Annotated in this window: 25 protein-coding genes and 1 tRNA gene; 12 read left to right on the forward strand and 14 right to left on the reverse strand. The window is 63.7% G+C overall.

The window, feature by feature from the left end:
• Window positions 1-31 precede the first annotated feature (31 nt).
• The 3 genes from AB3G31_RS18325 (at window position 32) to AB3G31_RS18335 (ending at window position 2778) form a co-directional block, all read left to right on the forward strand.
• A complete protein-coding gene (locus AB3G31_RS18325; RefSeq protein WP_367847498.1) occupies window positions 32-694 on the forward strand; it encodes a glycine zipper 2TM domain-containing protein in 663 nt (220 codons plus the stop codon).
• A gap of 195 nt (window positions 695-889) precedes the next feature.
• Window positions 890-1480, forward strand: coding sequence for a TetR/AcrR family transcriptional regulator (locus AB3G31_RS18330; protein WP_367847499.1), 591 nt, complete (start codon window positions 890-892; stop codon window positions 1478-1480).
• A 5-nt stretch (window positions 1481-1485) separates the two neighbouring features.
• Complete coding sequence (locus tag AB3G31_RS18335) at window positions 1486-2778, forward strand: MFS transporter (protein WP_367847500.1); 1293 nt, start codon at window positions 1486-1488, stop codon at window positions 2776-2778.
• A 74-nt stretch (window positions 2779-2852) separates the two neighbouring features.
• Here the strand turns inward: AB3G31_RS18335 and AB3G31_RS18340 are convergent, their stop codons facing one another.
• The 5 genes from AB3G31_RS18340 to dusB all read right to left on the reverse strand — a co-directional run bounded on the left by AB3G31_RS18340 (window position 2853) and on the right by dusB (window position 6565).
• The gene (locus AB3G31_RS18340; protein WP_367847501.1) at window positions 2853-3143 is read right to left on the reverse strand and encodes a putative quinol monooxygenase; all 291 of its coding nucleotides are present in this window, start codon (window positions 3141-3143) and stop codon (window positions 2853-2855) included.
• Window positions 3144-3163: 20 nt separating this feature from the next.
• Complete coding sequence (locus AB3G31_RS18345) at window positions 3164-3478, reverse strand: c-type cytochrome (protein ID WP_367847502.1); 315 nt, start codon at window positions 3476-3478, stop codon at window positions 3164-3166.
• A 14-nt stretch (window positions 3479-3492) separates the two neighbouring features.
• Entirely contained in the window at window positions 3493-5070 is a 1578-nt protein-coding gene (purH, locus tag AB3G31_RS18350; protein ID WP_367847503.1) for a bifunctional phosphoribosylaminoimidazolecarboxamide formyltransferase/IMP cyclohydrolase, read from the reverse strand.
• Window positions 5071-5282: 212 nt separating this feature from the next.
• On the reverse strand, window positions 5283-5519 hold the full coding sequence (locus AB3G31_RS18355; RefSeq protein WP_315182599.1) for a Fis family transcriptional regulator: 237 nt from the start codon (window positions 5517-5519) through the stop codon (window positions 5283-5285).
• Window positions 5516-6565, reverse strand: coding sequence for a tRNA dihydrouridine synthase DusB (gene dusB / locus AB3G31_RS18360; protein WP_367847504.1), 1050 nt, complete (start codon window positions 6563-6565; stop codon window positions 5516-5518). The genes AB3G31_RS18355 and dusB overlap by 4 nt, the downstream gene beginning before the upstream one ends.
• A 167-nt stretch (window positions 6566-6732) precedes the next feature.
• Between dusB and AB3G31_RS18365 the strand changes: the two genes are divergently transcribed.
• The gene (locus AB3G31_RS18365; protein WP_367847505.1) at window positions 6733-7266 is read left to right on the forward strand and encodes a septal ring lytic transglycosylase RlpA family protein; all 534 of its coding nucleotides are present in this window, start codon (window positions 6733-6735) and stop codon (window positions 7264-7266) included.
• A 63-nt stretch (window positions 7267-7329) separates the two neighbouring features.
• Here the strand turns inward: AB3G31_RS18365 and aceA are convergent, their stop codons facing one another.
• Window positions 7330-8649: an isocitrate lyase gene (gene aceA / locus AB3G31_RS18370; protein WP_315247155.1), complete on the reverse strand. Its 1320-nt coding sequence runs from the start codon at window positions 8647-8649 to the stop codon at window positions 7330-7332.
• Between the two features lie 304 nt (window positions 8650-8953).
• Here aceA and AB3G31_RS18375 point away from each other — a divergent pair, with 304 nt between their 5' ends.
• Complete coding sequence (locus AB3G31_RS18375) at window positions 8954-9433, forward strand: YqaA family protein (RefSeq protein ID WP_367847506.1); 480 nt, start codon at window positions 8954-8956, stop codon at window positions 9431-9433.
• A 7-nt stretch (window positions 9434-9440) separates the two neighbouring features.
• Here AB3G31_RS18375 and AB3G31_RS18380 read toward each other — a convergent pair whose 3' ends face one another.
• From AB3G31_RS18380 to AB3G31_RS18390, 3 genes are all read right to left on the reverse strand, one after another.
• A complete protein-coding gene (locus tag AB3G31_RS18380) occupies window positions 9441-10193 on the reverse strand; it encodes an RNA pseudouridine synthase (protein ID WP_367847507.1) in 753 nt (250 codons plus the stop codon).
• A gap of 75 nt (window positions 10194-10268) precedes the next feature.
• Window positions 10269-11354: a redox-regulated ATPase YchF gene (ychF, locus tag AB3G31_RS18385; RefSeq protein WP_367847508.1), complete on the reverse strand. Its 1086-nt coding sequence runs from the start codon at window positions 11352-11354 to the stop codon at window positions 10269-10271.
• 159 nt (window positions 11355-11513) lie between these two features.
• Window positions 11514-12365 carry an MOSC domain-containing protein gene (locus AB3G31_RS18390; protein WP_367847509.1) on the reverse strand — a complete coding sequence of 284 codons (852 nt, stop codon included), beginning with the start codon at window positions 12363-12365 and terminating at the stop codon, window positions 11514-11516.
• Window positions 12366-12452: 87 nt separating this feature from the next.
• On the opposite strand from AB3G31_RS18390, the gene AB3G31_RS18395 reads away from it, so the two are divergent.
• The 7 genes from AB3G31_RS18395 (at window position 12453) to AB3G31_RS18425 (ending at window position 18935) form a co-directional block, all read left to right on the forward strand.
• On the forward strand, window positions 12453-13592 hold the full coding sequence (locus tag AB3G31_RS18395) for an FAD-dependent monooxygenase (protein WP_367847510.1): 1140 nt from the start codon (window positions 12453-12455) through the stop codon (window positions 13590-13592).
• Between the two features lies 1 nt (window position 13593).
• Window positions 13594-14310, forward strand: coding sequence for a DsbC family protein (locus tag AB3G31_RS18400; protein ID WP_367847511.1), 717 nt, complete (start codon window positions 13594-13596; stop codon window positions 14308-14310).
• Between the two features lie 63 nt (window positions 14311-14373).
• Entirely contained in the window at window positions 14374-14832 is a 459-nt protein-coding gene (locus AB3G31_RS18405; RefSeq protein WP_367847512.1) for a DUF3429 domain-containing protein, read from the forward strand.
• Between the two features lie 24 nt (window positions 14833-14856).
• Window positions 14857-16692, forward strand: a complete 1836-nt coding sequence (locus AB3G31_RS18410) for a M61 family metallopeptidase (protein ID WP_367847513.1) — start codon at window positions 14857-14859, stop codon at window positions 16690-16692.
• Between the two features lie 83 nt (window positions 16693-16775).
• A complete protein-coding gene (locus AB3G31_RS18415) occupies window positions 16776-17555 on the forward strand; it encodes an enoyl-CoA hydratase (RefSeq protein ID WP_367847514.1) in 780 nt (259 codons plus the stop codon).
• Between the two features lie 36 nt (window positions 17556-17591).
• Window positions 17592-17668: transfer RNA gene (locus AB3G31_RS18420), tRNA-Met, on the forward strand.
• A 70-nt stretch (window positions 17669-17738) separates the two neighbouring features.
• On the forward strand, window positions 17739-18935 hold the full coding sequence (locus tag AB3G31_RS18425) for a multidrug effflux MFS transporter (RefSeq protein ID WP_367847515.1): 1197 nt from the start codon (window positions 17739-17741) through the stop codon (window positions 18933-18935).
• Between the two features lie 4 nt (window positions 18936-18939).
• On the opposite strand, the gene AB3G31_RS18430 is transcribed toward AB3G31_RS18425, so the two are convergent.
• The 5 genes from AB3G31_RS18430 to AB3G31_RS18450 all read right to left on the reverse strand — a co-directional run bounded on the left by AB3G31_RS18430 (window position 18940) and on the right by AB3G31_RS18450 (window position 24109).
• On the reverse strand, window positions 18940-20118 hold the full coding sequence (locus tag AB3G31_RS18430; RefSeq protein WP_367847516.1) for a haloacid dehalogenase-like hydrolase: 1179 nt from the start codon (window positions 20116-20118) through the stop codon (window positions 18940-18942).
• A 3-nt stretch (window positions 20119-20121) separates the two neighbouring features.
• Window positions 20122-21189 (reverse strand): ABC transporter ATP-binding protein, encoded by a 1068-nt coding sequence (locus AB3G31_RS18435; protein ID WP_367847517.1) that lies wholly within the window; start codon window positions 21187-21189, stop codon window positions 20122-20124.
• A 23-nt stretch (window positions 21190-21212) separates the two neighbouring features.
• Window positions 21213-22013, reverse strand: coding sequence for an ABC transporter permease (locus AB3G31_RS18440; protein ID WP_367847518.1), 801 nt, complete (start codon window positions 22011-22013; stop codon window positions 21213-21215).
• A complete protein-coding gene (locus AB3G31_RS18445; RefSeq protein WP_367850382.1) occupies window positions 22010-22879 on the reverse strand; it encodes an ABC transporter permease in 870 nt (289 codons plus the stop codon). The genes AB3G31_RS18440 and AB3G31_RS18445 overlap by 4 nt, the downstream gene beginning before the upstream one ends.
• Before the next feature lie 123 nt (window positions 22880-23002).
• Window positions 23003-24109: an ABC transporter substrate-binding protein gene (locus AB3G31_RS18450; RefSeq protein WP_367847519.1), complete on the reverse strand. Its 1107-nt coding sequence runs from the start codon at window positions 24107-24109 to the stop codon at window positions 23003-23005.
• Between the last annotated feature and the right edge of the window lie 256 nt (window positions 24110-24365).

Here is a 24365-nt window from a genome sequence, read left to right on the forward strand (position 1 = left end):
TTTTGGGGCTCTGGAGCGTTTAATTGACACCATGCAAAAGATCCTCATCCTCAGCGCCCTGACCCTGGTGTCGGGCGTGGTTGCCGCCCAGGAAACCGGGCGGGTGATTTCCGCTACCCCCCTGACCCAGCAGGTGGCCGTGCCGCGCCAGGTGTGCAGCAACCAGCAGGTCGCGGTGGAAGCCCCGCGCTCCGGCGCGGGGGCCCTGATGGGCGGCATCGCTGGCGGTGCGATGGGCAATGCCATTGGCGGCGGCAGCGGGCGCGCCGCGGCCACCATGCTGGGCATTGTGGGCGGTGCCATTCTGGGTAACAACATCGAAGCGCCGGGCCCGACGCAGCTGCAGACGGTGCAAAACTGCAGCACCCAGACCTTCTTCGAAACCCGCAACATGGGCTACAGCGTGGTCTACGAGTACGCGGGCAAGCAGTACACCACCACGCTGCCCAACGACCCCGGCCCCAGCATTGCGCTGCAAGTCACGCCTGTGGACGGCTTCGGCAGCAGCAACATGCCGCCAGTACGCGCGCCAGTGCAGCAGCAGGTGATCTCGGGTGGTTACTACCAGCCCGAGCCGGTCTACGCCGCGCCCGCACCGGTGGTGGTGCAGGCCGTGCCCTACTACCGCCCGGTCCTGCCGATTGGCCTGGAGCTCAACTTTGGCTACCAACGCGGTGGCCGCCACTGGCGCTGAACGGCGCTGCGCCACCTCCCCAAGACCGCCCTGTGCGGTCTTTTTTTTGGTCTGTTTGCTATTCAAAAAATAGCTGCTCACGCCGATGGGTAGGGCGTGAAGGGTTGAATTTTTATAGATTTTTCAGAAAATAGATTTGCATTGACATCTATTATTCATGATGACTAAAATCTATTTACATTTCCAGGACCCGCCATGCCCCGTGTCTCCCGCGCCCAAACCGACAGCAACCGCGCCGCCATCGAAGAGGCCGCCTCCACCCTGATCCGCGCCCGGGGCATCCAGGGGGTGAGCGTGGCCGATCTGATGGCCGAGGTGGGGCTGACGCACGGCGGCTTTTATGGCCACTTTGCCTCCAAAGACGCGCTGGCCGCCGTGGCCTGCGAACGGGCTTTTGCCCAGGCCCGCGAGCGCTGGGAGGGCCGCGTTGCCGACCAGCCCCCTGCGGCGGCACGGGCTGCGCTGGTCAACGCCTACCTCTCGCCCCACAGCCGCGACAGCGTGGCCACCGGCTGCCCCCTCACTGCGCTGGCCAGCGATGTGGCCCGTGAGGCCCCCGACAAACCCATCCATACCGCCTACCTGGCAGGCACCCAGGCGCTGCTGGACATCCTGCAGGCCCAGCAGGCCACGGGCGATGCCGATACCGACCACCGCCAGGCCCTGGTCGACCTGTCCACCCTGGTCGGCGCCCTGCTGCTCTCGCGCGCCACCCAGGGCAGTGCAATGTCTGACGAACTTTTGACCGCGGCCCGCGCCCACCTTTTGCCCACCCCAACTCTGTAAAAACCATGTTCGCCCAACCCGTGTCCCTCTGGCTGCAGCGCCGCGGCATCCACTTTTCCTGGGCCATTCTGGCCATCGTGTTCCTGACCATGCTCAGCTCGTCGGCGGCGCTGGGCCTGCCTGGGGCCTTCCTGCAGCCCCTGAGCAAAGAGTTCGGCTGGAGCACCGACCAGATCTCGTCGGCCATGGCCTTGCGCTTCATGCTGTTCGGGCTGATGGGGCCGTTTGCGGCCATCCTGATGGAGCGCTACGGCCTGCGCACCATTGTCTGCACCGCGTTGACCCTGGTGGCCAGCGGCCTGCTGCTGGCGACGCAGATGACGGCGCTGTGGCAACTGGTGCTCCTGTGGGGCGTGCTGCTGGGGGTGGGATCGGGCATGACGGCCCTGGTGCTGGGCGCGGTGGTGGCCACCCGCTGGTTCGACCAGCGCCGCGGCCTGGTGCTGGGCCTGCTGACGGCCAGCTCGGCCACCGGGCAGCTGGTGTTTCTGCCGCTGGCGGCCTGGCTGATCGAGCGCTACGGCTGGCGCGTGGCCATCGCACCAGCGTTCGCCACCTGCCTGCTGGTGGCGCTGCTGGCCTTTTGCTTCCTGCGCAACCGCCCGCAAGACCTGGGGCTGCGCGCCTTTGGGGCCAACCCGGAGGTGCCCGACGCACCCTTGCCCACCCAACGCAAAGGTTTCATGGAGCCGCTGAAGGTGCTGGGCAGCGTCTCCCAAAGTGCCACCTTCTGGGTGCTGTTCGGGACCTTTTTCGTCTGCGGCCTGAGCACCAGCGGGCTGATCCAGACGCACTTTATTTCGCTGTGCGGCGACTACGGCCTGGCGGCCCTGCCCGCGGCCTCGGTGCTGGCGATGATTGGCGGCTTCGACTTTGTGGGCACCATCCTGTCGGGCTGGCTGTCCGACCGCTTTGACAACCGCAAGCTGCTGTTCTGGTACTACGGTCTGCGTGGGCTGTCGCTGTTTTGGCTGCCGCATTCGGACTTCACGCTGTACGGCCTGTCTTTGTTCGCCATGTTCTACGGGCTGGACTGGGTGGCCACGGTGCCGCCCACGGTCAAGCTGGTCGGCACGCACTTTGGCAAGGAGCGCGCGGGCATGGTGTTCGGCTGGGTGTTTGCCGGGCACCAGCTCGGCGGCGCGGTAGCGGCCTACGGGGCCGGGCTGACGCGTACGGTGATGCTCTCGTACACCCCGGCGCTGTATGCCGCGGGCGCGGCCTGCCTGGTGGCGGCGGCCGCGGTCCTGCTGGCCAAGGCCTCGGCCCAGCCTGGCGGGCAACCCGTGCGCGCCTGAGTTTGCTATTTAAAACATAGCTGCTTGCGCCCATTGCATGGGCGCTGGAAGCCTATTTTTTATAGCCCGAGTGGTTAAGCCACCTGGCGCATCTGCAGCAGTTCAGACTCGGCAACCCACCCGCCCGCCTGGTCGCGGAAGGCGACGCTGTGGGCACCGGCGATGTGGTTTTCCCAGGCGTTGCGGTCGGTCCAGCGCTCGTAGAACAACACCTTGCCGGGCTGCTCCAGGTCTTCGTGCAGTTCATAGGCGATGCAGCCAGGCTGCTGGCGTGACAGTGCGACCAGCGCGGTTTGTGCGGCAACCAGTGCCGCTTCGAAACCGGGTTTGGCCTGGGCACGGGCGATGATGATGAGGTCGGACATGGGGTGTCTCCAGGGGTCACTTAGGGTTGGGATAGCACCCAGCGGGCCAGGGCCAGTGCTTCGGCTTCGCTGAGCTGGGGGTGCCGGGGCATGATGACACGGCCCCAGGCTCCCACGCTGCCATTGCGGATCTTGCCCGCCAGCCGCGCCGGGGCATCCGCGTCGCCCCGGTAGCGCGCGGCGATTTTTGCAAAGCCGGGCCCGATCTGCTTTTGCACCATGCCGTGGCAGGCCATGCAGTCAGATTTTTGGGCCAATGCCTGGGGCGCAATCGACTGGGCGGCGGCCAGCCCGCTGCCCAGCAGCGAGGCCAGGGTCAGCGTGGCCCGCAGCACCGTTTTAATGCCGATTAATGGCGGAAGTGGCGCACGCCCGTGAGGACCATGGCCACGCCGCGCTCGTTGGCGGCGGCTATGACTTCGTCGTCGCGCATCGAGCCACCGGGCTGGATGACGCAGGTGGCACCCGCATCCACCACCACGTCCAGGCCGTCGCGGAACGGGAAGAAGGCATCGCTGGCCACCGCCGTGCCCGCCAAAGACAAACCGGCGTGGCCGGCCTTGATGCTGGCAATGCGGGCCGAGTCCAGGCGGCTCATCTGGCCTGCGCCCACGCCCATGGTCATGCCGTCCTTGCAGAAGACGATGGCGTTGCTCTTGACGAACTTGGCAACTTTCCAGGCAAACAGCAGGTCTTCGAGCTGCTGTGGTGTGGGCTGCAGGGTGGTGACCACCTTCAGGTCGGCCAGCACCAGCTCGTGGTTGTCGGCGGTCTGCATCAGCAGGCCGGAGCCAATGCGCTTGACGTCCATGGCGTTCTGGCCCTTGTCCCAGGCGGTCGCGCCGCCGGGTGGAAGCGCAATTTCCAGGATGCGCACGTTGACCTTGGACTTGAATACTTCCAGCGCTTCGGCGGTGTAGCCGGGGGCCATCAGCACTTCAACGAACTGCTTCGAAATTTGCAGCGCTGCGTCCTTATCCAATGTGCGGTTGAGGGCAATAATGCCACCAAAAGCAGAGGTGGGGTCGGTCTGGAAGGCCTTGCTGTAGGCTTCCAGGCCGTTGGCGCCCACAGCCACGCCGCAAGGGTTGGCGTGCTTGACGATGACGCAGGCAGGCACATCGAAGCTCTTCACGCATTCCCAGGCCGCATCGGCATCTGCAATGTTGTTGTAGCTGAGTTCTTTGCCCTGCAACTGTTTGGCAGTGACCAGCGAGCCGGGCGCGGGGTACAGGTCGCGGTAGAAGGCGGCTTGCTGGTGCGGGTTTTCGCCGTAGCGCAGGTCTTGCAGCTTGACGAAGCGGCCATTGGTTTGCGCGGGGAACAGCGCGTGGCTGCCGTCGGCCTGGATGCTGGACAGGTAGTCGCTGATAGCGCCGTCGTACTGGCTGATGCGGTTGAACGCGGCCACGGACAGGGCAAACTTGGTCTTGTGGCTCACGCTGCCGGTGGCTTGCAGCTCGGCCAGCACGGTGGCGTACTGGCTGGCATCGGTGAGCACAGCCACGTCTTTCCAGTTCTTGGCCGCGCTGCGCACCATGGCGGGGCCGCCAATGTCGATGTTCTCGATGGCATCTTCCAGCGTGCAGCCGGGTTTGGCGACGGTGGCCTCAAACGGGTAGAGGTTGACTACCAGCAGGTCGATGGTGGCGATGTCGTGCGTCTTCAAAGCCGCCATGTGCTCGGGGAAATCGCGGCGCGCCAGCAGGCCGCCGTGGACCTTGGGGTGCAGGGTTTTGACGCGGCCGTCCAGCATTTCGGGGAAGCCGGTGTGGTCGGCCACTTCGGTGACCGGCAGGCCATTGTCGGCCAGCAGCTTGGCGGTGCCGCCGGTGGACAACAGGCCAAAGCCCAGGGCGTGCAAGGACTGGGCGAGTTCCAAAACACCGGTTTTGTCGGAGACGGAGAGAAGTGCGTTCATGGGCATCGGGGGATCAAGGGGAGGTTAAAAATCGGTATGGACAAGCCGTGGCGGCTAAGGATGTGGCAAGGAATAATTGCCCGGTTTAACCCGAGGAGTCGGGATGCGCTGCAAGGCGCAAGATGCGCCCTGTGGCCCAGCCACAGAAGCAGATTGCAACGCCGCAGAGCGCCCGAATCCGACAGGGAAAACTGGAGAACTTATTCTTTGCCACATCCTTACTCCATCAAATGGTGTTCGAGCAGCTTTTTGCGCAGGGTATTGCGGTTCAGGCCCAGCCAGGCGGCGGCGCGCGACTGGTTGTGGTCGGCCTGGGCCATGACCACCTCTAGCAGGGGTTTTTCCACCACCCGCACCATCATGTCGTACATGCCTGCGGGGTCTATGCCGTCCAGGTCTTTGAAATAGCTTTCCAGACTGGCACGCACGCACTCGTCGATACTTTTTTGGCTCACGCGGCGCTCTCCATGTGCAAATGTTGTTCTTCAGGGTCCAGGCTATCGGCAGCGGGCATGCGGTCCATGCGGCTGGCCAATTCGGCAAAAAAATCATCGACCGCCGCCCATTGCTGCTGCGGGTCTTCCAGCAGGTTCATGCGGGCGCGGAAGGCCTCGCCACCGGGCAGGGTTTTGACATACCAGCCAATGTGCTTGCGGGCAGTGCGCACGCCGCTGTACTCGCCGTACAGGCTGTAGTGGTCGTGCAGGTGGTCGAGCAGCAGACGGCGGACTTCGGCCACCAGGGGCGGGGCCAGGTGGGTGCCGGTTTCCAGAAAGTGCGCCACTTCGCGGAAGATCCACGGGCGGCCCTGGGCGGCACGGCCAATCATCACCGCGTCGGCCCCGGTGGCAGCCAGCACGTCGCGCACTTTTTCGGGGGTGGTCATATCGCCATTGGCCACCACGGGCACGCGCACGGCGGACTTGACGGCGGCAATGGTGTCGTATTCGGCGTGGCCGGTGTAGCCCTGCTCGCGGGTGCGGCCATGCACGGTCAGCATCTGGATACCGGCCTGTTCAAACTGTCGCGCCAGCGACACCGCATTCTTGTTCGCCTGGCTCCAGCCGGTGCGCATCTTCAGGGTGACAGGCACGTTGTGCGGGGCGCAGGCGGCCACCACGGCCTCCACGATGGCCAGGGCCAGCGGCTCGTCTTGCATCAGCGCCGAACCGGCCCATTTGTTACAGACTTTCTTGGCCGGGCAGCCCATGTTGATGTCGATGATTTGCGCGCCATTGGCGATGTTGTAGGCCGCGGCCTCGGCCATCATCTCGGCATCGGTGCCAGCGATCTGAACCGCGATGGGTGCGACTTCGCCGTCGTGGTTGGCGCGGCGCGAGGTCTTCAGCGTGGCCCACAGGTCACGCCGCGAGGTGACCATTTCACTGACCGCATAGCCCGCACCCAGGGATTTGCACAAACGCCGAAACGGCCGGTCTGTCACGCCAGCCATGGGCGCAACAAACAGGCGGTTCGCTAAAGCGTACGGGCCAATGTGCATAGGAATAGGAGTCAGCGCCGGTGGGGCGCCAAGGAAATACGGGAGACAATTCTGGGGGATGCCGCATTGTAACTGCCCAAAATTTCAGCAATTGAAATCTGACGTTTGCTTACACCCGTGCCATGACCCATCAGTGACCGTTTGCAGACAGGCACTAACATGCCGCCATGTTTGAAAAGTCCCCTGTTGTGTTTGTGCTGGTGGTGGCGGGCCTGTGGGGGTACGCGACCGGGGTGCAGGCACAAGCCACCACCCCCGCCGACAGCAGCACCGAAGCAGCCGAGCCGTCCACACCCAGTGCATCGGCCAGCGACTTCTGGGCCACCGATCTGGGCTCGGGCTCGGGCCAGCGGGGCAAGGCCAGCTGGTACGGCAAGCGCTTCCACGGGCGGCGCACGGCCTCCGGTGAAATCTTCAAGATGTCGGCCCTGACGGCGGCGCACCGCACTTTGCCCTTGCTGAGTTACGCCAAGGTGACCTTGCTGAGCACCGGCAAGAGCATCATTGTGCGCATCAACGACCGGGGGCCGCACATCCTGACCCACCGCATCATCGACCTGAGCCAGGCCGCCGCCGCCGAAATCGGCCTGCTGGACCGCGGCACGGGCGACGTGCTGGTGGAACGCGTGGTGGCCCGCAACGACGACGAATCGCCGCCTCCCCCGCCCCCGCTGCGGCTGCCGCCGCTCTGGAATCGCTAGCTGACAAAGCAAAAAGCCCGTACACAGACGGGCTTTTTGCGCTGAGGCCCGAGGGCCTGGGGATCAGTGGAACTGTTCTTCTTCGGTAGAACCGGTCAAGGCCGTCACGCTGGACTTGCCACCCTGGATCACGGTGGTCACTTCGTCGAAGTAACCGGTGCCGACTTCCTGCTGGTGCGACACAAAGGTGTAACCGCGGTCACGGGCTGCGAACTCGGGTTCTTGCACCTTCTCGACATAGGCCGACATGCCGCGTTTGACGTAGTCTTGGGCCAAGTCGAACATGTTGTACCACATGGAATGGATACCGGCCAAGGTGATGAACTGGTACTTGTAACCCATGGCACCCAGCTCGCGCTGGAACTTGGCAATGGTCGCGTCGTCCAGGTTCTTCTTCCAGTTGAAGGAAGGCGAGCAGTTGTAGGCCAGCATCTTGCCGGGGTGGACCTTGTGCACGGCTTCGGCAAACTTGCGGGCGAATTCCAGATCCGGCGTGCCGGTTTCGCACCACACCAGGTCGGCGTAGTGGGCGTAAGCAATGGCGCGGCTGATGGCCTGGTCCATGCCCTTGTTGGTCTTGTAGAAACCTTCAGAGGTGCGCTCACCGGTGATGAAAGGCTTGTCGTTTTCGTCGTAGTCGCTGGTCAGCAGATCGGCGGCTTCGGCGTCCGTTCGGGCAATCACCAAGGTAGGCACGCCGCACACGTCGGCCGCCATGCGGGCAGCGATCAGCTTTTGCACCGCTTCAGCGGTAGGCACCAGCACCTTGCCGCCCATGTGGCCGCATTTCTTGACCGAAGCCAGCTGGTCTTCCCAGTGCACGCCGGCCGCGCCGGAGTTGATCATGGCCTTCATCAGTTCGAACGCGTTCAGCACGCCGCCGAAACCGGCTTCGGCATCGGCCACGATGGGCGCGAAGTTGTCGATATAGCCTGCGTCGCCAGCGTCAATGCCCTTGGAGTGCTGGATTTCATCGGCACGGCGGAAGGTGTTGTTGATGCGCTCGACCACCTTTGGCACCGAATCCACGGGGTACAGCGACTGGTCGGGGTACATGGCGGCGTAGCCGTTGTTGTCGGCGGCGACTTGCCAGCCCGACAGGTAGATGGCTTTCACACCGGCCTTGACTTGCTGCATGGCCTGGCCACCGGTCAACGCGCCCAGGCAGTTGACATAGGCTTCGGTGTGCAACAGATCCCAGAGCTTTTCTGCGCCGCGGCGGGCCAGCGTGTGCTCGATGGGGAAGGAGCCGCGCAGACGCACGACTTCGGCGGCGGTGTAGCCACGCTTGATGCCCTTCCAACGGGGGTTGGTGTCCCAGTCTTTTTGCAGAGCGGCAGCTTGTTGGTCACGGCTGAGTTGTTCGGTGATGGATTGCGGCATAAAAACTCCAAGGTGGATTGAAAGGGGTCTGCACTGCGGTGGGCTGCGGTGCCGATGGACAAATTCTAAGTCTTCTACAAGACTTTTCATACTCTTATGTCTTATATAAGATTAAAAATTTAATCTAATAAAATCAATACGTTATGAATTATTTTTTATGATACGAAAACAATTTCCGTAGTTTGGTAAAAAATATTGCAGTGCAGCAATCGAGGGTTTCGCAGTGCGGTTTCTTCATTCCACATAGTGAAAAATAAGCAGGCATGGCGGGCAAACACAGCCAGCGCCCCACTACACTGCCCCGATGGAATCCTGGATCACCCACCTTCTCACCCTGTTGGCCCTGCCGCAATACGGCCTGAGCACCGTCTTTGTCGTCTCGTTTATTTCAGCCACGCTGCTGCCACTCGGCTCGGAGCCGGTGGTGTTTGGACTGGTCAAGCTCAACCCCGAACTGTTTTGGCCTGCCGTGCTGGTCGCCACAGCCGGCAACACCCTGGGCGGCGCAGTGGACTGGTGGATGGGCTATGGCGCGCACAAGGTGGCAGATAAATACCAGCATTCGTCGCACCACACCCGGGTGCTGGGTTGGCTGGAAAAATTGGGGCCCAAAGCCTGCCTGCTGGCCTGGCTACCCCTGGTGGGCGATCCGCTGTGCGCAGTGGCGGGCTGGCTCAAGCTGCCGTTCTGGCCGTGCCTGGGCTATATGGCGATCGGTAAATTTATCCGCTACGTGCTGATGACCGGGTCGCTGGTCTGGGCGTTCCCGGCGCACTGGATTTAGCGCGCTGTCAGAACCGCTCGTGTTCCGCCAGATAACGCCACTGGCCGGGCGCTAGCGCCGTCATGGCCACGCGGCCCACGCGGATGCGCTTGACGCTGCGGATCTGCAAGCCCGCGCTTTCGCACAAGTAATCGATCTGCCCGGGGCGCTCGCCTTTGAGGGCGAAACGCAGCCGGGTTTCGGTGTCGGTATTGCTGCTGATACTGACCTTGGCAGCCGTCAGAATTTTCTCGTGGTACTGCACCGGGTCGGCCAGTTTGCGCAGCATGCCGGGGGAGACATCGCCCGCCACTTCCACCATCACCTCGTGCTCGATCAGGTCGGCGTCTTCTTCCAGCTTGCGCACCACGCGGCCATCCTGGGTGTAGACCACCAGGCCACTGGCGCGGCTGTCCATGGGCGTGGCCAGGCGCAGCTGGGCGAAGTGCTTCTTCAGGGTGCGGATGCCGGAGCGGTCGTCCGGGGTGTGGTTCTCGCGCGTGAGCAAACCCAGCGCGGCCTGTGCTTTCGGGCCGGGGCCCGCATCCAGCCCGGCCGTAAAGCCCACCGGCTTGTGCAGCACCAGTGTGACCGTGGGCGGTGCCAGCAGCGTGGCATCCGGGTCCACGGTGATCTTTTGGGCGCCGACGCGGAACATCGGCTCTTCCACCAGTTGCCCGTCCACCCGCACCCAGCCGCCTTCGATGTACTGCTCCGCCTCGCGGCGGGAGCAGGCCAATTGCTCGGCAAGGCGTTTGGCAAGGCGAACCGGTTCGGTCATGGGGTGGTTTACTACAAAATAAATAGCTGCTCACGCCGATGGAATGGGCGCTAGCAGCCTAAAAGGGTCAAAAAATCAGGAGCTGAACAAGAAATTCATCACGTCGCCATCCTTGACGACATATTCCTTGCCTTCGGCGCGCATCTTGCCCGCGTCCTTCGCGCCCTGCTCGCCCTTGAAGGCGATGAAGTCGTCGAACGCGATGGTCTGGGCGCGGATGTAGCCCTTCTCGAAGTCGGTGTGGATCACGCCAGCCGCCTGCGGGCCGGTGTCGCCGACGTGGATGGTCCAGGCGCGCACTTCCTTCACACCGGCGGTGAAGTAGGTCTGCAGGCCCAGCAGCGTGTAGGCAGCGCGGATCAGGCGGTTCAGGCCGGGCTCGCTTTGCCCCAGCTCTTCCAGGAACATGGCGCGGTCCTCGTCTTCCATCTCGGCCATTTCGGCTTCCATCTTGGCGCTGATGGCCACCACCGGCGCATTTTGCGCGGCGGCATAGGCCTTCAGGCGGTCGAGCATGGGGTTGTTCTCAAACCCGTCTTCGGCCACGTTGGCCACAAACATCGCGGGCTTGGCGGTGATCAGGAAGAACTGCTTGAGCAGCGGCAGCTCTTCCTTGCCGAAGTCCAGCGTGCGCACCGGCTTGGCTTCGTTCAAGGCCAGCTGGCACTTCTCCAGAATCGCCACCAGCTTGATGGATTCCTTGTCGCCCGAGCGGGCCAGCTTGGTCACGCGGTGCAGGGCTTTTTCCACCGCAGACAGATCGGCCAGGCAGAGCTCGGTCTGGATCACCTCGATGTCCGAGATCGGATCGACCTTGCCCGCCACGTGGATCACGTTGTCGTCTTCAAAGCAGCGCACCACATTGATGGTGGCATCGGTTTCGCGGATGTGCGCCAAAAACTTGTTGCCCAGCCCCTCGCCCGTGCTGGCCCCGGCCACCAAACCGGCGATATCGACAAACTCCACCACCGCAGGCACCATGCGCTCGGGTTTGACGATCTCGGCCAGCTGCGCCATGCGCGCATCGGGCACCTCGACGATGCCCACATTGGGCTCGATGGTGCAAAAGGGATAGTTTTCCGCAGCGATGCCCGCCTTGGTCAAGGCGTTAAACAGGGTCGATTTACCGACATTGGGCAAGCCCACAATGCCACATTTCATGGGGAATCCTTCAGGAGCCGAGTCTTTGCGCCGGTAAAACCACCACGGCGCAGAGGAATAAAGAGGGAGAACAGGCCCGCTGCGCGGTGGCAGAGGGCTGTATGAAGCCCGCCATTGTAATGACCGCCCCCGCAGCCATCGACCACGCCGCGCCAGCAGTTAGTCAAATTTGTAGTCCGCGCAAGCGCTTTGGCCCACGCGCAGTGCACTGTCCACCCCACCCAGCACGATGGCGTTCATGCCGAAGGCCACGGCCCCGCCCACTACGGCGGTTTGGCGGTAGGTTTGCAGCATGTCGCCTACGGTGGGGGTGCTGAGGGCGGTGGCGGGGTCGATGTTGGGGATGGGGCAGCGCGGGCAGGGTTTGACCATGCGCAGGCGGGCCTCGCCCTCGGCGGTGGTGATCAGCAGTGCGTCCAGGCGGTCTTCGTCGTGGGCTTCGATGCCGGAGAGCACGATGTTGGGGCGAAAGCGCTCCATGCCCACTGGCGATTCCCCGGCAGCGGCCAGGCGCTGGTTCAGGCCGTCCAGTGAGGCAACGCTGGTCACTAGTACGGCAAAACCGTCAGAGAACTGGTTCAGGCCCTGGTCGTCGCCCGTCCATTGCGTGCTGGACAGGCGGCGGTGGTCGGGGTGGAAGCGCACCAGGCGCAGCGGCTGGCCCAGAAAGTCGCTGAACCACTGCGCCACCGCGTCGCCCATGTCGAAGGCGGGCACGGCGTCTTTCCACACCGTCACCTGCACCGGGTGCTCTACTTTGTCTAGCTGCACACGCTGGTCCAGCATGCCTGGGGCCCTTAAAACCATGTCAAAGGTTTGCAGCTCGGGCTGGACGAGGGCCATGCGCGGCAGTTCGCGCTGGGTGACGAACTGGCCGTGTACGTCCACCACCATCCAGGCGCGGTCGAACTCCAGCCCGGTCTCGGTCAGCGTGGCGTGGTCCAGCGCCACCCCGGCGCAGGATTTGACGGGGTAGACGAACAGGCGGGAGATGGTGGCGGTCACGTCCATGGGGGCATCCTGGGGGCAAAGTCCTGGATTGTGCCCGGCTCCTACAATCCTTGAACGGACCGCGGTGTCCGTTCAACCTAGATTCTTATGGCCCAACCTTTTGACATTTGTATCCGTGGCGCTGGCATTGTCGGCCGCACTTTGGCGTTGTTGCTCGCACGCGACCGGCTGCGCGTGGCGTTGGTGGCCGACCCGGCCCACCCCCACCCTGCCGACGACGTGCGCGCCTACGCACTGAACACGGCGTCAATCACGCTGCTCGAATCCCTGCGCTGCTGGCCCGATGCGGAGCACGCCACGGCAGTGCAGCACATGCACGTCTGGGGCGACAAGGGTGGCGAGGTCACGTTCGCCTCCAGCGAGCAGGGCGCGCCCGCGCTGGCCTGGATCGTGGACGTGCCCGCGCTGGAAGCCCGCCTGGGCGAGGCGGTGCGCTACCAGCCGATGATCGAAGTGGTGGATGCCCCGGTCAACGCGGCACTCACCGTGGTCTGCGAAGGCAAGGCCAGCGCCACCCGGGCCGAGCTGGGCGTGGAATTTGACAGCATGCCCTACCACCAGCAGGCCATCGCCACCCGGCTGCAATGTGAAAAACCGCACGACCAAACCGCCCGGCAGTGGTTTGCCAACGGGGAAATCCTGGCATTTTTGCCCTTGCAGGGCGCGTCAGGGAACTCTGTGGCCGTGGTGTGGTCTGTGCAAGAGGACCGCGCAGCCGCGCTGCAGGGCCTGTCGCCCGAAGATTTTTGCAAGGCTTTGCAAGAGGCCAGCCACGGCGCGCTGGGAAGCCTGGCGCTGGACGGCCCACGGGCGGCCTGGCCGCTGCACAAGGCGCAGGCCAAACGGTGGATGGGGAGCTGGATCGGCAGCAAGGACCAGCGCGCATGGGTGTTGGCAGGTGATGCCGCCCACACCGTGCATCCGCTGGCGGGCCAGGGGCTGAACCTGGGCCTGGGCGATGCGGCCACGCTGGCGCAGGTGCTGCACGGGCGCGACTACTGGCGCAGTGTGGGCGATGCGCGCCTGCTGCGGCAGTACGAGCGGACACGCAAGACGGCGCTGCTGGCGGTGGGCGGGGCGACGGACGGTTTGCAGCAGTTGTTTGCGCGCGGCGACGCGACCACACAAGGGCTGCGCAACTGGGGCATGCAAGGGTTTGAGCGCAGCGGCTGGGTCAAGACCTGGGTCGCGCGGCAGGCCATGGGACTAGAAACTCTTGGAAATTGACATGACATTTTTGAAAATAGCAGCTGCCACGGCCATCGCCATCGCTTGCCTGGGCGCGCAGGCCGACGAAGCCGCCCTGCGCAAGAACCTGGCCGAGCGCATTCCGCAGATGCCCAAGATCGAAGAGGTCAACAAGAGCGCCATGCCCGGCCTGTTTGAGCTGACGGTGAGCGGCGGCGACATCATGTACACCGATGCCGAAGGCAACTTTCTGATCCAGGGCAACCTGATCGACACCAAGGCCCGCCGCAACCTGACCGAAGAGCGCATCAACAAGCTCAGCGCGGTGGACTTCGACAGCCTGCCCAGCAAAGACGCGTTCACCATCGTGCGCGGCAACGGCAAGCGCAAGATTGCGGTGTTTGAAGACCCCAACTGCGGCTACTGCAAACGCTTCGAGAAGGATTTGCAAAAGGTGGACAACGTGACCATCTCGCTGTACCTGTACCCCATTCTCAGCGCCGACTCCACCGACAAATCGCGCAACATCTGGTGCGCCAAAGACAAGGCCAAGGCCTGGCAAGACTGGATGCTGCGCAGCCAGACCCCGCCCCAGGCGGCGGCCAACTGCGATGCGCCCGCGCTGGCACGCAACGTCGAGTTCGGCCGCAAATACCGCATCACCGGCACGCCCACGCTGCTGTTTGCCGACGGCTCGCGCATCCCCGGTGCCGTGCCGGTGGAGCAGGTTGAAGCCCAGCTGGCCAAAATCAAATAATCCAGAGTTTTATGCCTTTCAGGCCTCCCGCGCTTATAGATAGAGCGTGAGCAGCTATTAAATATGAAGCAAACGATGTTGCACGACCTGAATGTCGAAACCCTGGTGCGCCGCCTGTCCTATTTTGGCCTGGTGCCTTTTGTGTTGTTGGCCGCGCTGATGTGGATGGTGTCGGCCGATCTGCATCCCTTCGTCGCCATCGCACTGGTCAGCTACGCGGGGGCCATCGCCGCGTTTCTGGGCGGCATCCACTGGGGCATTGCGCTGCGCCCCGATACGCTGAACGCGCCGCACGCCCGGTGGCACCTCGTCTGGGGCGTGGTGCCTTCGCTGGTGGCCTGGGTGGCGGTGGTAATGCCCGCCTACGCGGGGTTGCCGCTGCTGGGCTTGCTGCTGGTGGCCTGCTGCGTGGTGGACTTCAAGACCTGGCCCCGCGCCGGGCTGGCGGCCTGGCTGCCGATGCGCCTGCGCATCACCATCGTGGCGGTGCTGTGCTGCGTGCTGGGTGCTGCAGGCACCTGAGTCCATTGGGGTATTCTTGGCACCATGCCAAACCCCACTGAGATGTGCCCCGTCCATTACCGCGTGGAGGTTGCCCATCTCCACGCCCACCTTTTCCGCGTTACGCTAACCGTCGCCCAGCCCGCCGCCCTGCAGCGGGTATCGCTGCCGGTGTGGATCCCGGGCAGCTACCTGGTGCGCGAATTCTCCAAGAACCTGCAGCACCTGCAGGCCCGCCAGGGCAAGCGCACCCTGCCCTTGCAGCAGCTGGACAAAAACACCTGGGAAGTCGCGGCGCAGCCGGGCAAGCCGCTGGTGCTGGTGTGCGAGGTCTACGCCAATGACGCCTCGGTGCGCACCGCCTGGCTGGACGCCACCCGTGGGTTCTTCAACGGCACCAGCCTGTTTTTGCGGGTGCACGGGCAGGAACATACGGCGCACGGCCTGGAACTGGTGGCCGCCCCGGCCATCGCGCACTGGTCGGTGGCCACCGGCCTGACCGCCACCAAGGTCGACACCGCCGGCTTTGGCCACTACCAGGCCGACCACTATGACGAACTGGTGGACTGCCCGGTGGAGCTGGGCACCTTCTGGAGCGGTGCATTCAAGGCCTGTGGCGTGCCGCACCGCTTTGTGGTGGCGGGCGCACCGCCCTCGTTCGACGGTGCGCGGCTGCTGGCCGACACCAAGGCCATTTGCGAGGCCGAGATCCGCTTCTGGCACAGCGCCAACGGCGACGGCAAGCGCCCCGGCAAGCCACCGCACAAAAACTACCTGTTCATGCTCAACGCCGTGGACGACGGCTACGGCGGGCTGGAACACGGCAACTCCACCGTACTGGTCTGCAACCGCCGCGACCTGCCGCGCCTGCCGGATGCCGAGGCCAAAAAACCCGACGGCAGCACCAAACGCAGCGATGCCCCGGTCAAGCGCAGCGAGGGCTACACCACCCTGCTGGGGCTGATCTGCCACGAATACTTCCACACCTGGAACGTCAAGCGCCTGCGCCCGGCCGAGTTTGCGCGCTACGCCTACGACGCAGAGCAGTACACCCCGCTGCTGTGGTTTTTTGAAGGCTTCACCAGCTACTACGACGACCTGCTGCTGCGCCGCGCCGGGCTGCTGGACAACGCCCACTACCTCAAGCTGCTGAACAAGACCATCAACCAGGTGCAACAAACCCCGGGCCGCTTCGTCCAGTCGGTGGCCCAGGCCAGCATGGACGCGTGGGTCAAGTACTACCGGCAGGACGAAAACACCCCCAACGCCACGGTGAGCTACTACACCAAGGGCGCGCTGGTGGCCCTGTGCTTCGACTTGACCCTGCGCGGCCAGGGCCAGACCACGCTGGACGAGGTCATGCGCGCGCTGTGGCAACGCTGCCAGGCCGGGCCGATGCGCGAGGCCGACTTTGCCGAGGTGCTGGCCGACCTGGCCGGCCGCAGCTTCGACGCCGAAATCCAGGCCTGGGTGCACGGCACCGCCGACTTGCCGCTGAAAGACCTGCTGGCCGGCCACGGCGTGGCGGTGCACGAAGACCCGGCCCAACTGGCCCAACGCCTGGGCCTGCGCGTGGCCGAGGCCCAGGGCGTGCAGGTCAAGGTGGTACTGCGCGGCGGCGCGGCCGAGCAGGCAGGCATGGCGGCGGGCGACGAATGGCTGGGCGTGGAAACCGCCGAGGGCGGCTGGCGCATGGCCAAGCTGGACGATCTGCTGTTGTACCTGGGGACCACCCGCCAATGCACCGCCCTGGTGGCGCGCGACAAACGCCTGCTGCGCCTGCCGCTGACCTTGCCCACCGGGGCCAGCACCACCACCTGGCGGCTGAGCACCGAGAACGCCCGCGCTGTCACCGCCTGGCTGGAGCCCGGCAAAACCTGATTTATATGCAAAAAGTGCTTCTAGTGCTTATCGAATAAGCGTGAGCAGCTCTAAATTAAATAGCAAACCTTAAAGGATATTTGATGGACTACCAGGCAATCACCGCCACCACCGAGGCTGGCAAGGTCGGCATCGTCACCCTGAACCGCCCCAAGCAGCTCAACGCCCTGAACGACCAGCTGATGGACGAGCTGGGCCACGCGCTCAAGGCCTTTGATGCCGACCCGGCCATTGGCTGCATCATCGTCACCGGCAGCGAAAAAGCCTTTGCGGCGGGCGCGGACATCGCCGCCATGGCGGCCTACGACTTCTCGGACACCTTCAAGACCGACTTCGTTACCCGCAACTGGGAAACCCTGCGCAGCGTGCGCAAGCCGGTGATTGCTGCGGTGGCGGGCTTTGCACTGGGCGGTGGCTGCGAGCTGGCCATGGCCTGCGACTTCATCATCGCCGCCGACAACGCCAGGTTCGGCCAGCCCGAGATCAAGCTGGGCGTGATTCCCGGCGCGGGCGGCACCCAGCGCCTGCCGCGCGCCGTGGGCAAATCCAAAGCCATGGACATGGCCCTGACGGGCCGCATGGTGGATGCCGTTGAAGCCGAGCGTGCAGGCCTGGTGAGCCGCGTGGTGCCGCTGGACCAGCTGATGACCGAGGCACTGGGCGCGGCGCTGGTGATCTGCGACTACGGCCAGCTGGCGGTGATGGCCACCAAGGAATCGGTCAACCGCGCTTTTGAAAGCAGCCTGAGCGAAGGCATGTTGTTCGAGCGCCGCCTGTTCCACGCCATGTTCTCCACCGCCGACAAGCGCGAAGGCATGGACGCGTTCCTGAACAAGCGCAAGGCAGTTTTTACGCACCGCTAAAAACAGGCCAGAATTCGGTATATAATTTTCCTCTTTGGTGATATAGCTCAGTTGGTTAGAGCGCAGCATTCATAATGCTGATGTCGGTGGTTCAAATCCACCTATCACCACCAAATCTAAAACCCGCAGAGCACCCGCTCTGCGGGTTTTTCCGTTTTTGGGTTTCCGTTACAGAGCTGCCACATGAAATCAAACTTCTTCCGCACTGCACTGGTCCTGGGTTTGCTGTCGGCCATTGGCCCGTTTGCCATCGACATGTACCTGCCCGCCCTGCCCTCCATCGGCCAGACCTTGAACGCCTCCATGGCCGCGGTGCAGCTCAGCCTGATGGTGTTTTTTGTTTCCATGGGCGTTGGGCAAATCATCTACGGCCCGGTGTCCGACATGTTTGGCCGCAAGGCGCCGCTGTACTTTGGCCTGCTGCTGTTTGCGGCGGGCAGCATTGGCTGCGCGCTGGCCCCCGACGTGCACACCCTGGTGGTGCTGCGCTTCATCCAAGGCCTGGGAGCCTGCGCGGGCATGGTGATTCCGCGGGCCATCGTGCGCGATCTGCACACCGGCCATGATGCCGCCCGGCTGATGTCGCTGCTGATGCTGGTGTTCAGCGTGTCGCCCATCCTGGCGCCGCTGGCGGGCAGCTTTTTGATCGAGTGGTTTGGCTGGCGCAGCGTGTTCTGGGCCGTCACCGTGGCGGCGGCCCTGGGCCTGGCCCTGCTGGCTACCAGCCTGCCCGAAACCCGCCCCGCGTCCGAGCGGGTCAACAGCAGCGTGGCAAGCGCCCTGGCGGGCTATGGCAAGCTGCTGCGCGACCGGCATTACCTGGGGCTGGTGCTGATCGGGGCCTTCGGCATGGCCAGCTTCTTTGCCTACCTGGCCAATTCGTCCTTCATCATGATCGACCACTACGGGCTCACACCGCGCCAGTACAGCATCACCTTCTCGGTCAACGCCGCCGCCTTCATCGGGGTGTCGCAGTTCACCGGCAAGCTGAGCCAGCGCTTTGGCCTGGTCAAGGTGGTGAACATCGCCGTAACCGGCTTTGCCGCGGTGATGGCGGTGCTGCTGCTGGTGAACCTGGGCGGCGTGGACCGACTGGACGTGCTGATCGGCCTGCTGTTCGTCGGCTTTGGCTTTTTGGGCCTGGTGGTGCCCACCACCGCCGTGCTGGCGCTGGAAGAGCACGGCGAGATTGCCGGCACCGCGTCGGCCCTGATGGGCACCATCCAGTTTGTGGTGGGCGCGCTGGTGATGGCCGTGGTGGGCCTGTTTGTGGACGGCAGCGCCCGGCCCATGGTGCTGGGCATTGCCGGGTCGGCCATCGCGGCGTTTGTGTTTGCGCGCGTCACGCTGGGTGGCACGCGCGCAGTGCGTGCGGCCTGAACTTTCAGGCCAGTAGCCGCGCCTCGGCCTGGCCGTATTTCAGCGTCGCCTCCTGGCCGTTGAAGCGGCCGGTGTGTTCATCGCGGCCCTGCAGCACAAAGCGCGCCTGCGGCTGGCCCAGCGTGGCCACCGCCTGCTGGCTGTTGGCCCCGATCTGACCGGTGTGCAGGCGGTTGATGATCACGCCCAGCCGGGTGTCGGCAAAGTCTTTCATCATCCACGCGTCGCCATCGCTGTCACCACACACCAGCGCCGGGCCGTAGCCCTTGGTGGCGATGAAATGCTTTTCGATGCCGGTGGTTTTGCCCGGCCCCCAGTTGAAGTGCCAGTCTGCGCGGTACACGTTGGTGTACTTGCCGTCCTGGATGTCCAGCTTCAGGCCCAGCACGTTCTCGGGCGGCACGCCGTAGCCGTAGTCGGGCTGGCTGGCAAATGCGCGCACCACATCGTCCATGGACGCGGTGGATACATGCACGTCAAAACCATGGGCGCGCAAAGCCCCCATCAACGCCACCATGTCGGAGTCCACCCGCATGCCGTAGAAGTGCACCGGGGCGACCCGGCCTGCCCGGCCCGGTAGCTCGGCGCTGCTGTGGATGGGTGCCTGCACCAGGGGCTCGGCCAGGTTGTGGGCCACGCAGTTGGCCACCAGGGCCTGGAACTCGGCCGGGGTGAAGTTTTTGTAGAAGTAGATGATCCACTTGTAGCCCACTTCCATCGGGTAGCTGTCGCACAGCGCACCGTACAGAAAGTAGAACTTGGCGCGGAAGTTTTGGAAGGGCGCGGTCTGGCGGATGGCGGCCAGCGGCTGGGTGCCGCCCAGGGTATCGCAATGGGCGTATAGCCAGGCGTAGGCTTCGTCGATGTCGGCCGCCAGGTCGTGCATGGACACCGGCTGGCCGTCCAGGTTGGTGTAGTCGGCGTGGAACACGCCTTCGGGCACGCCCTGGCGCAGCACCTCGGCAAACTCGGCCGGGGTCAGCTTGAACTGCAGGTTTTCCGCCTGGTACAGCAGCAAGGCTTCTTCGGTGTCGTTCATGATGCAGGTGTTGTCCCAGTCGAACACCGCGTAGGGCTTGCGCGCCGGGTCATAGCCGGGGCTGTGCTGGCCCAGGCTGTCCAGCAGGTGTTGCAGGGCGCGGCGGTTGGCGGGAGACCAGCCGGGAGTCAATGCAGATGCCATGGTTCAGACCGTTTCTTCCAGTACCAGCAGGTTGTCAAAAGAGAAGCCCAGGGTCACGTTCTCGCCGCGCTGCGGCAAGGTGCGGTGCGGGTCGTTGAAGACGTCGAGCGACAGCACAAAGGTGCCCGTGCGGGCACGGATGCGCACCACCGCCCCCAGGAAATTCACGTCTTCCACCGTGGCTTGCAGGGTGTTGCGGCCGGGCACCGGTGGCTCCAGGGTGATGGCTTCGGGCCGGATGGCCAGCGCCCGGATTTGCCCGGCCACCGCCCCCGGCATTTTGTTGGCGGTGACCAGCGGCTGCCCGGCCACCGAAATCTGGCCCGCGGCCGGGTCCACCACCACCCCCGACAACAGGTTCAGCGTGCCCACAAACGAAGCCACGAAACGGGTGCGCGGGAAGTTGTAGACCTCGCTGGGCGTGCCGATCTGCTCGACCCGGCCTTCGTTGAGCACCACGATGCGGTCGGAGATGGACAGCGCCTCTTCCTGGTCGTGGGTCACGAACACCGAGGTGATGCCCAGCTCGCGCTGCACGGCGCGGATTTCTTCGCGCAGCGAGACGCGGATCTTGGCGTCCAGCGCCGACAAAGGTTCGTCCAGCAGCAGCACCTGCGGCTTGCCCGCCAGCGCACGCGCCAGCGCTACCCGCTGTTGCTGCCCGCCCGACAGCTGCCAGGGGTAGCGTGCACCCAGCGCCGCCAGGCCGATCAGCTTGAGCATCTCGGTCACGCGGACCTGGATCTGTTCTTGCGGCATCTTGGCGACCTTGAGGCCAAAGCCGATGTTCTCGGCCACCGTCATGTTGGGGAACAGCGCGTACGACTGGAACACCATGCCGATGTTGCGCTGGCTGGTGGGCGTATGGGTGACGTCCTTGCCGTCGAATCGGATAGTGCCGCCCGAGGGGCCTTCAAACCCGGCCAGCATGCGCAGGATGGTGGTCTTGCCGCAGCCGGAGGGGCCGAGGAAGGTGATGAACTCGCCTTTGGCGATGTCCATGGTGAAGTCGTGTACGGCGGTTTGGGTGCCAAAGGTCTTTTTCAGATGGGAGATTTCGAGGAAAGCCATGTGCGGTTTTTTTTCTGAAAAATTTATTGCTTGACGGCGTTCTTGGCATTGCGGCCAAAGACCTGGATCAGGCCCATCGAGGCCCAGGTGATCATGAAAGCCATGATGGCCAAGGCCGACGGCTCGTACGCCTTGTTGGCACCCACCAGTTGCAGGTAGGGGCCAAACGCCGGTCGGCTGAGCAGGCTGGCCATGGTGAACTCGCCAATCACCACCGCAAAGGTCAGGAAGGCGCCCGACAAAATGGCCGAGCGCAGGTTGGGAAAGATCACCTTGAACAAAATGGTGAAGGTGCCCGCCCCCAGCACTTCCGCGGCCTCGGTCAGGGTGCGCACGTCGATGGTGCGCAGGCCGGTATCGATGGAGCGGTACATGTAGGGCAGCGACAGGGTCACGTAGCTGCACACCAGCAGGAAGTCGGTGGCGCGTTCGTTGCCGGTCAGCGGAATCCACGAGTTGCTGCCAAAGATGCGCAGGTAGCCAAACACGATGACGATGGCCGGAATCACCAGCGGCAGCAAGGTGATGAACTCCACCAGCGGGCGCAGCTTGGGCAGGCGCAATTGCACCCAGTACGCCGTGGGCACCACCAGCAGCACGCCCACCACGATGGTGATGACGGCCATCATGATCGAGTAGCCAAACGTGGCCTGGAACAGCGGGTCGGTAAACACCACCCGGTAGGCCTCGAAGCTGTATTCGCCGCGCAGCATGCGCATGCTGAACTCAAAGGTGGCGATGAGCGGAATCAGGAAGTAGCTGGCCCCCACGCCAATGGCGATCCAGGCGCCCAAACGCGACGGGGATGAAGAGGTTGAGCTCATATGCGCCCCTTTTCTGATTTGCTGCGCAGCCAGATGTAGCCTGCGTTGGAAACACCGGTGATCACCACCATGCCCAGGGCCAGCGCATAGCCCAGGTTGGGGTTGTGCAGCACGTCGCCACGGATCTGCGCGTACAGCAGGATGGGCACGATATTGAGCGAGCTGCCGGTGAGCGCGTAGGCCGTGGCCACCGCACCAAAGGCATTGGCAAACAGCAGCAGCACGGCACCCATGATGCTGGGCCACAGCACCGGCAGTGCGATATAGCGCCAGTAGTGGTAGGCCGAGCCGCCCAGGCAGTCGCAGGCCTCGCGCCATTCGCGCTTCAGGCCTTCCAGCGCGGGCGAGACGATCAACACCATCAGTGGAATCTGAAAATACAGGTAGGTCAGCGTCAGCCCGGTGAAGCTGAGAATGCTGAAGCCGGTGGAGTACAGGTCAAAACCCAGGTACTTGCGCATCAGCGCCGTGACCAGGCCCACCCGGCCCAGCGTGGCCAGGAAGGCAAAGGCCAGAGGCACGCCCGCAAAATTGGAGGCCACGCCCGAGAAAGTCATCAAAGTGGGCTTGATCCAGCCTGGCAGCTTGCCCTGCACCGCCGCCCAGGCCAATAAGAACCCAATAATGCCGCCGCCCAGGGCCGATGCAGCACTGATGCGAAAGCTGATCCAGTAGGCCTGGATGACGCTGTCGGTCCACAAACCAAAAATATTGGCCAGGGTGAAATGCCCGGCTTCGTCCTGGAACGCCCCGACCATCAGGTAGGCCGTGGGCAAAATCAAGAACAGCGCAGCAAACAGCAGGAATGGCAGCACGCCAAGCCAGTGCCACGGTGGACTGGGCTGGGCGGACTTCGCCGGAACCAAGCCCCCGCCGGAATTCAAAGTAGGTGCCACGTGGTGCTACGCCTTTGTGCAAACTATCCCTAAAACAATACTGGCATGGCCCGTGAGAACCATGCCAGCGAGGTCACTAACCTAACGCGGTGCTTACTTGGCTACGTCAGCGCCCACCACACCCCACTGCTTGGTGATGATGTCTTTGGAAGCGTTTTGGTCTTCCAGGGTGGGGAACACGGCCTTGGCATAACCGGCTGCGGGGGGCAGCTTGTCGAGCATGGCCTTGGGCAGCTTGTTCTTGGCCACCAGGTCGGTGAAGCGGATGGGGTGGCAGTAACCATCCAGCCAGCCAATCTGGCCTTCGTCCGAGTACAGGAATTCCATCCACAGCTTGGCCGCGTTCGGGTGCGGTGCGTAGGCGCTGATGCCTTGCACGTACACGCCTGCGACCACACCGGTCTTGGGCACTACCACGGCGACCTTGGGGTTGCCCTTGAGTGCGTCACGGTCGGCCAGGGCGTTGTAATCCCAGCGGATCACGATGGGCGTGGTGCCCTGGGCCAGCGACGCGGCCTTGCCGGTCACCGGCACAAAATTACCGGCCTTGTTCATGTCGGCAAAGAACTTCAAACCGGCCGCGCTGGCAGTAGCTGCATCTTTGCCGCCCATGGCCACGCCTGCGGCGTAGACACCCTGGATCGCCTGGTTGGCCGAGCGGGGGTCACCCGCCAGGGCCACGGAATTCTTGTAGTCGGACTTGAGCAGGTCGCTCCAGTCGGCAGGCACCTTGCTGATCAGGTCGGTGTTGACTTCGAAGGCCAGCACGCCGTAGTAGTCGCCGTACCAGTAGCCTTGCGCGTCCTTGGTCGAATCAGGAATGGTGGCCCAGTTGGCCACCTTGTAGGGTTGCAGCAAACCTGCAGCTTTGGCCTGGGGGCCGAAGGACAGGCCCACGTCGATCACGTCCGGCGCTTGCGGGCCTTTGTTGTCTTTATTGGCCTTGATGGCTTCTAGCTCATCACCAGAGCCCGCGTCGGGGTTCAGTTCGTTGACCTTGATGCCGTACTTGGCCTTGAAGGCATCGATCAATTTGCCGTAGCCACACCAAGAGCGGGCCAGGGCAATGACAGTCAGCTCGCCCTCGGCCTTGGCGGCTGCCACCAGTTGGGCCGACTGGGCCGAAGCACTTTGCACACCACCCAGGGCCGCGGAGACCGCAGCGGTGACGGCTAGAACTTTGAACATTTGACGAGGCATATCACTTCCTTTTTTGAAATTTCAGTAATCTGATAAAGACACATGTGACCGATGAAAGATCAGGGCTGTGCCAACGGCTGCACAAGCGCATACATTGGTACATACCCAGCCTGGACTGGCTGCGTGAAGGCACAAAAAATGCCTGAAACTCCCCGATTGCATACTACTGCCAGCCCTTTGCTAGCGCAATCGTAGTGGCGATATATGACTACTTTGCGACTATTCCATGACACTAGCAATTTGCAAGCCAATGCCA

Origin of the sequence: Rhodoferax sp. WC2427, assembly GCF_040822085.1 — a bacterium.
Taxonomy (GTDB): domain Bacteria; phylum Pseudomonadota; class Gammaproteobacteria; order Burkholderiales; family Burkholderiaceae_C; genus Rhodoferax_B.

What these genes read in the sequence shown, in the direction of transcription:
- dusB (WP_367847504.1), bottom strand. Translation starts at nt 6,565, where the DNA reads ATGCACATTGGCCCGTACGCTTTAGCGAACCGCCTGTTTGTTGCGCCC.
- AB3G31_RS18390 (WP_367847509.1), bottom strand. Translation starts at nt 12,365, where the DNA reads ATGGACGTGACCGCCACCATCTCCCGCCTGTTCGTCTACCCCGTCAAA.
- AB3G31_RS18435 (WP_367847517.1), bottom strand. Translation starts at nt 21,189, where the DNA reads ATGGCTTTCCTCGAAATCTCCCATCTGAAAAAGACCTTTGGCACCCAA.
- ychF (WP_367847508.1), bottom strand. Translation starts at nt 11,354, where the DNA reads ATGAAATGTGGCATTGTGGGCTTGCCCAATGTCGGTAAATCGACCCTG.
- AB3G31_RS18330 (WP_367847499.1), top strand. Translation starts at nt 890, where the DNA reads ATGCCCCGTGTCTCCCGCGCCCAAACCGACAGCAACCGCGCCGCCATC.
- AB3G31_RS18440 (WP_367847518.1), bottom strand. Translation starts at nt 22,013, where the DNA reads ATGAGCTCAACCTCTTCATCCCCGTCGCGTTTGGGCGCCTGGATCGCC.
- AB3G31_RS18450 (WP_367847519.1), bottom strand. Translation starts at nt 24,109, where the DNA reads ATGCCTCGTCAAATGTTCAAAGTTCTAGCCGTCACCGCTGCGGTCTCC.
- AB3G31_RS18405 (WP_367847512.1), top strand. Translation starts at nt 14,374, where the DNA reads ATGAAGCAAACGATGTTGCACGACCTGAATGTCGAAACCCTGGTGCGC.
- aceA (WP_315247155.1), bottom strand. Translation starts at nt 8,649, where the DNA reads ATGCCGCAATCCATCACCGAACAACTCAGCCGTGACCAACAAGCTGCC.
- AB3G31_RS18410 (WP_367847513.1), top strand. Translation starts at nt 14,857, where the DNA reads ATGCCAAACCCCACTGAGATGTGCCCCGTCCATTACCGCGTGGAGGTT.
- AB3G31_RS18340 (WP_367847501.1), bottom strand. Translation starts at nt 3,143, where the DNA reads ATGTCCGACCTCATCATCATCGCCCGTGCCCAGGCCAAACCCGGTTTC.
- AB3G31_RS18395 (WP_367847510.1), top strand. Translation starts at nt 12,453, where the DNA reads ATGGCCCAACCTTTTGACATTTGTATCCGTGGCGCTGGCATTGTCGGC.
- AB3G31_RS18425 (WP_367847515.1), top strand. Translation starts at nt 17,739, where the DNA reads ATGAAATCAAACTTCTTCCGCACTGCACTGGTCCTGGGTTTGCTGTCG.
- AB3G31_RS18335 (WP_367847500.1), top strand. Translation starts at nt 1,486, where the DNA reads ATGTTCGCCCAACCCGTGTCCCTCTGGCTGCAGCGCCGCGGCATCCAC.
- AB3G31_RS18400 (WP_367847511.1), top strand. Translation starts at nt 13,594, where the DNA reads ATGACATTTTTGAAAATAGCAGCTGCCACGGCCATCGCCATCGCTTGC.
- AB3G31_RS18375 (WP_367847506.1), top strand. Translation starts at nt 8,954, where the DNA reads ATGGAATCCTGGATCACCCACCTTCTCACCCTGTTGGCCCTGCCGCAA.
- AB3G31_RS18365 (WP_367847505.1), top strand. Translation starts at nt 6,733, where the DNA reads ATGTTTGAAAAGTCCCCTGTTGTGTTTGTGCTGGTGGTGGCGGGCCTG.
- AB3G31_RS18325 (WP_367847498.1), top strand. Translation starts at nt 32, where the DNA reads ATGCAAAAGATCCTCATCCTCAGCGCCCTGACCCTGGTGTCGGGCGTG.
- AB3G31_RS18380 (WP_367847507.1), bottom strand. Translation starts at nt 10,193, where the DNA reads ATGACCGAACCGGTTCGCCTTGCCAAACGCCTTGCCGAGCAATTGGCC.
- AB3G31_RS18430 (WP_367847516.1), bottom strand. Translation starts at nt 20,118, where the DNA reads ATGGCATCTGCATTGACTCCCGGCTGGTCTCCCGCCAACCGCCGCGCC.
- AB3G31_RS18415 (WP_367847514.1), top strand. Translation starts at nt 16,776, where the DNA reads ATGGACTACCAGGCAATCACCGCCACCACCGAGGCTGGCAAGGTCGGC.
- purH (WP_367847503.1), bottom strand. Translation starts at nt 5,070, where the DNA reads ATGCCCATGAACGCACTTCTCTCCGTCTCCGACAAAACCGGTGTTTTG.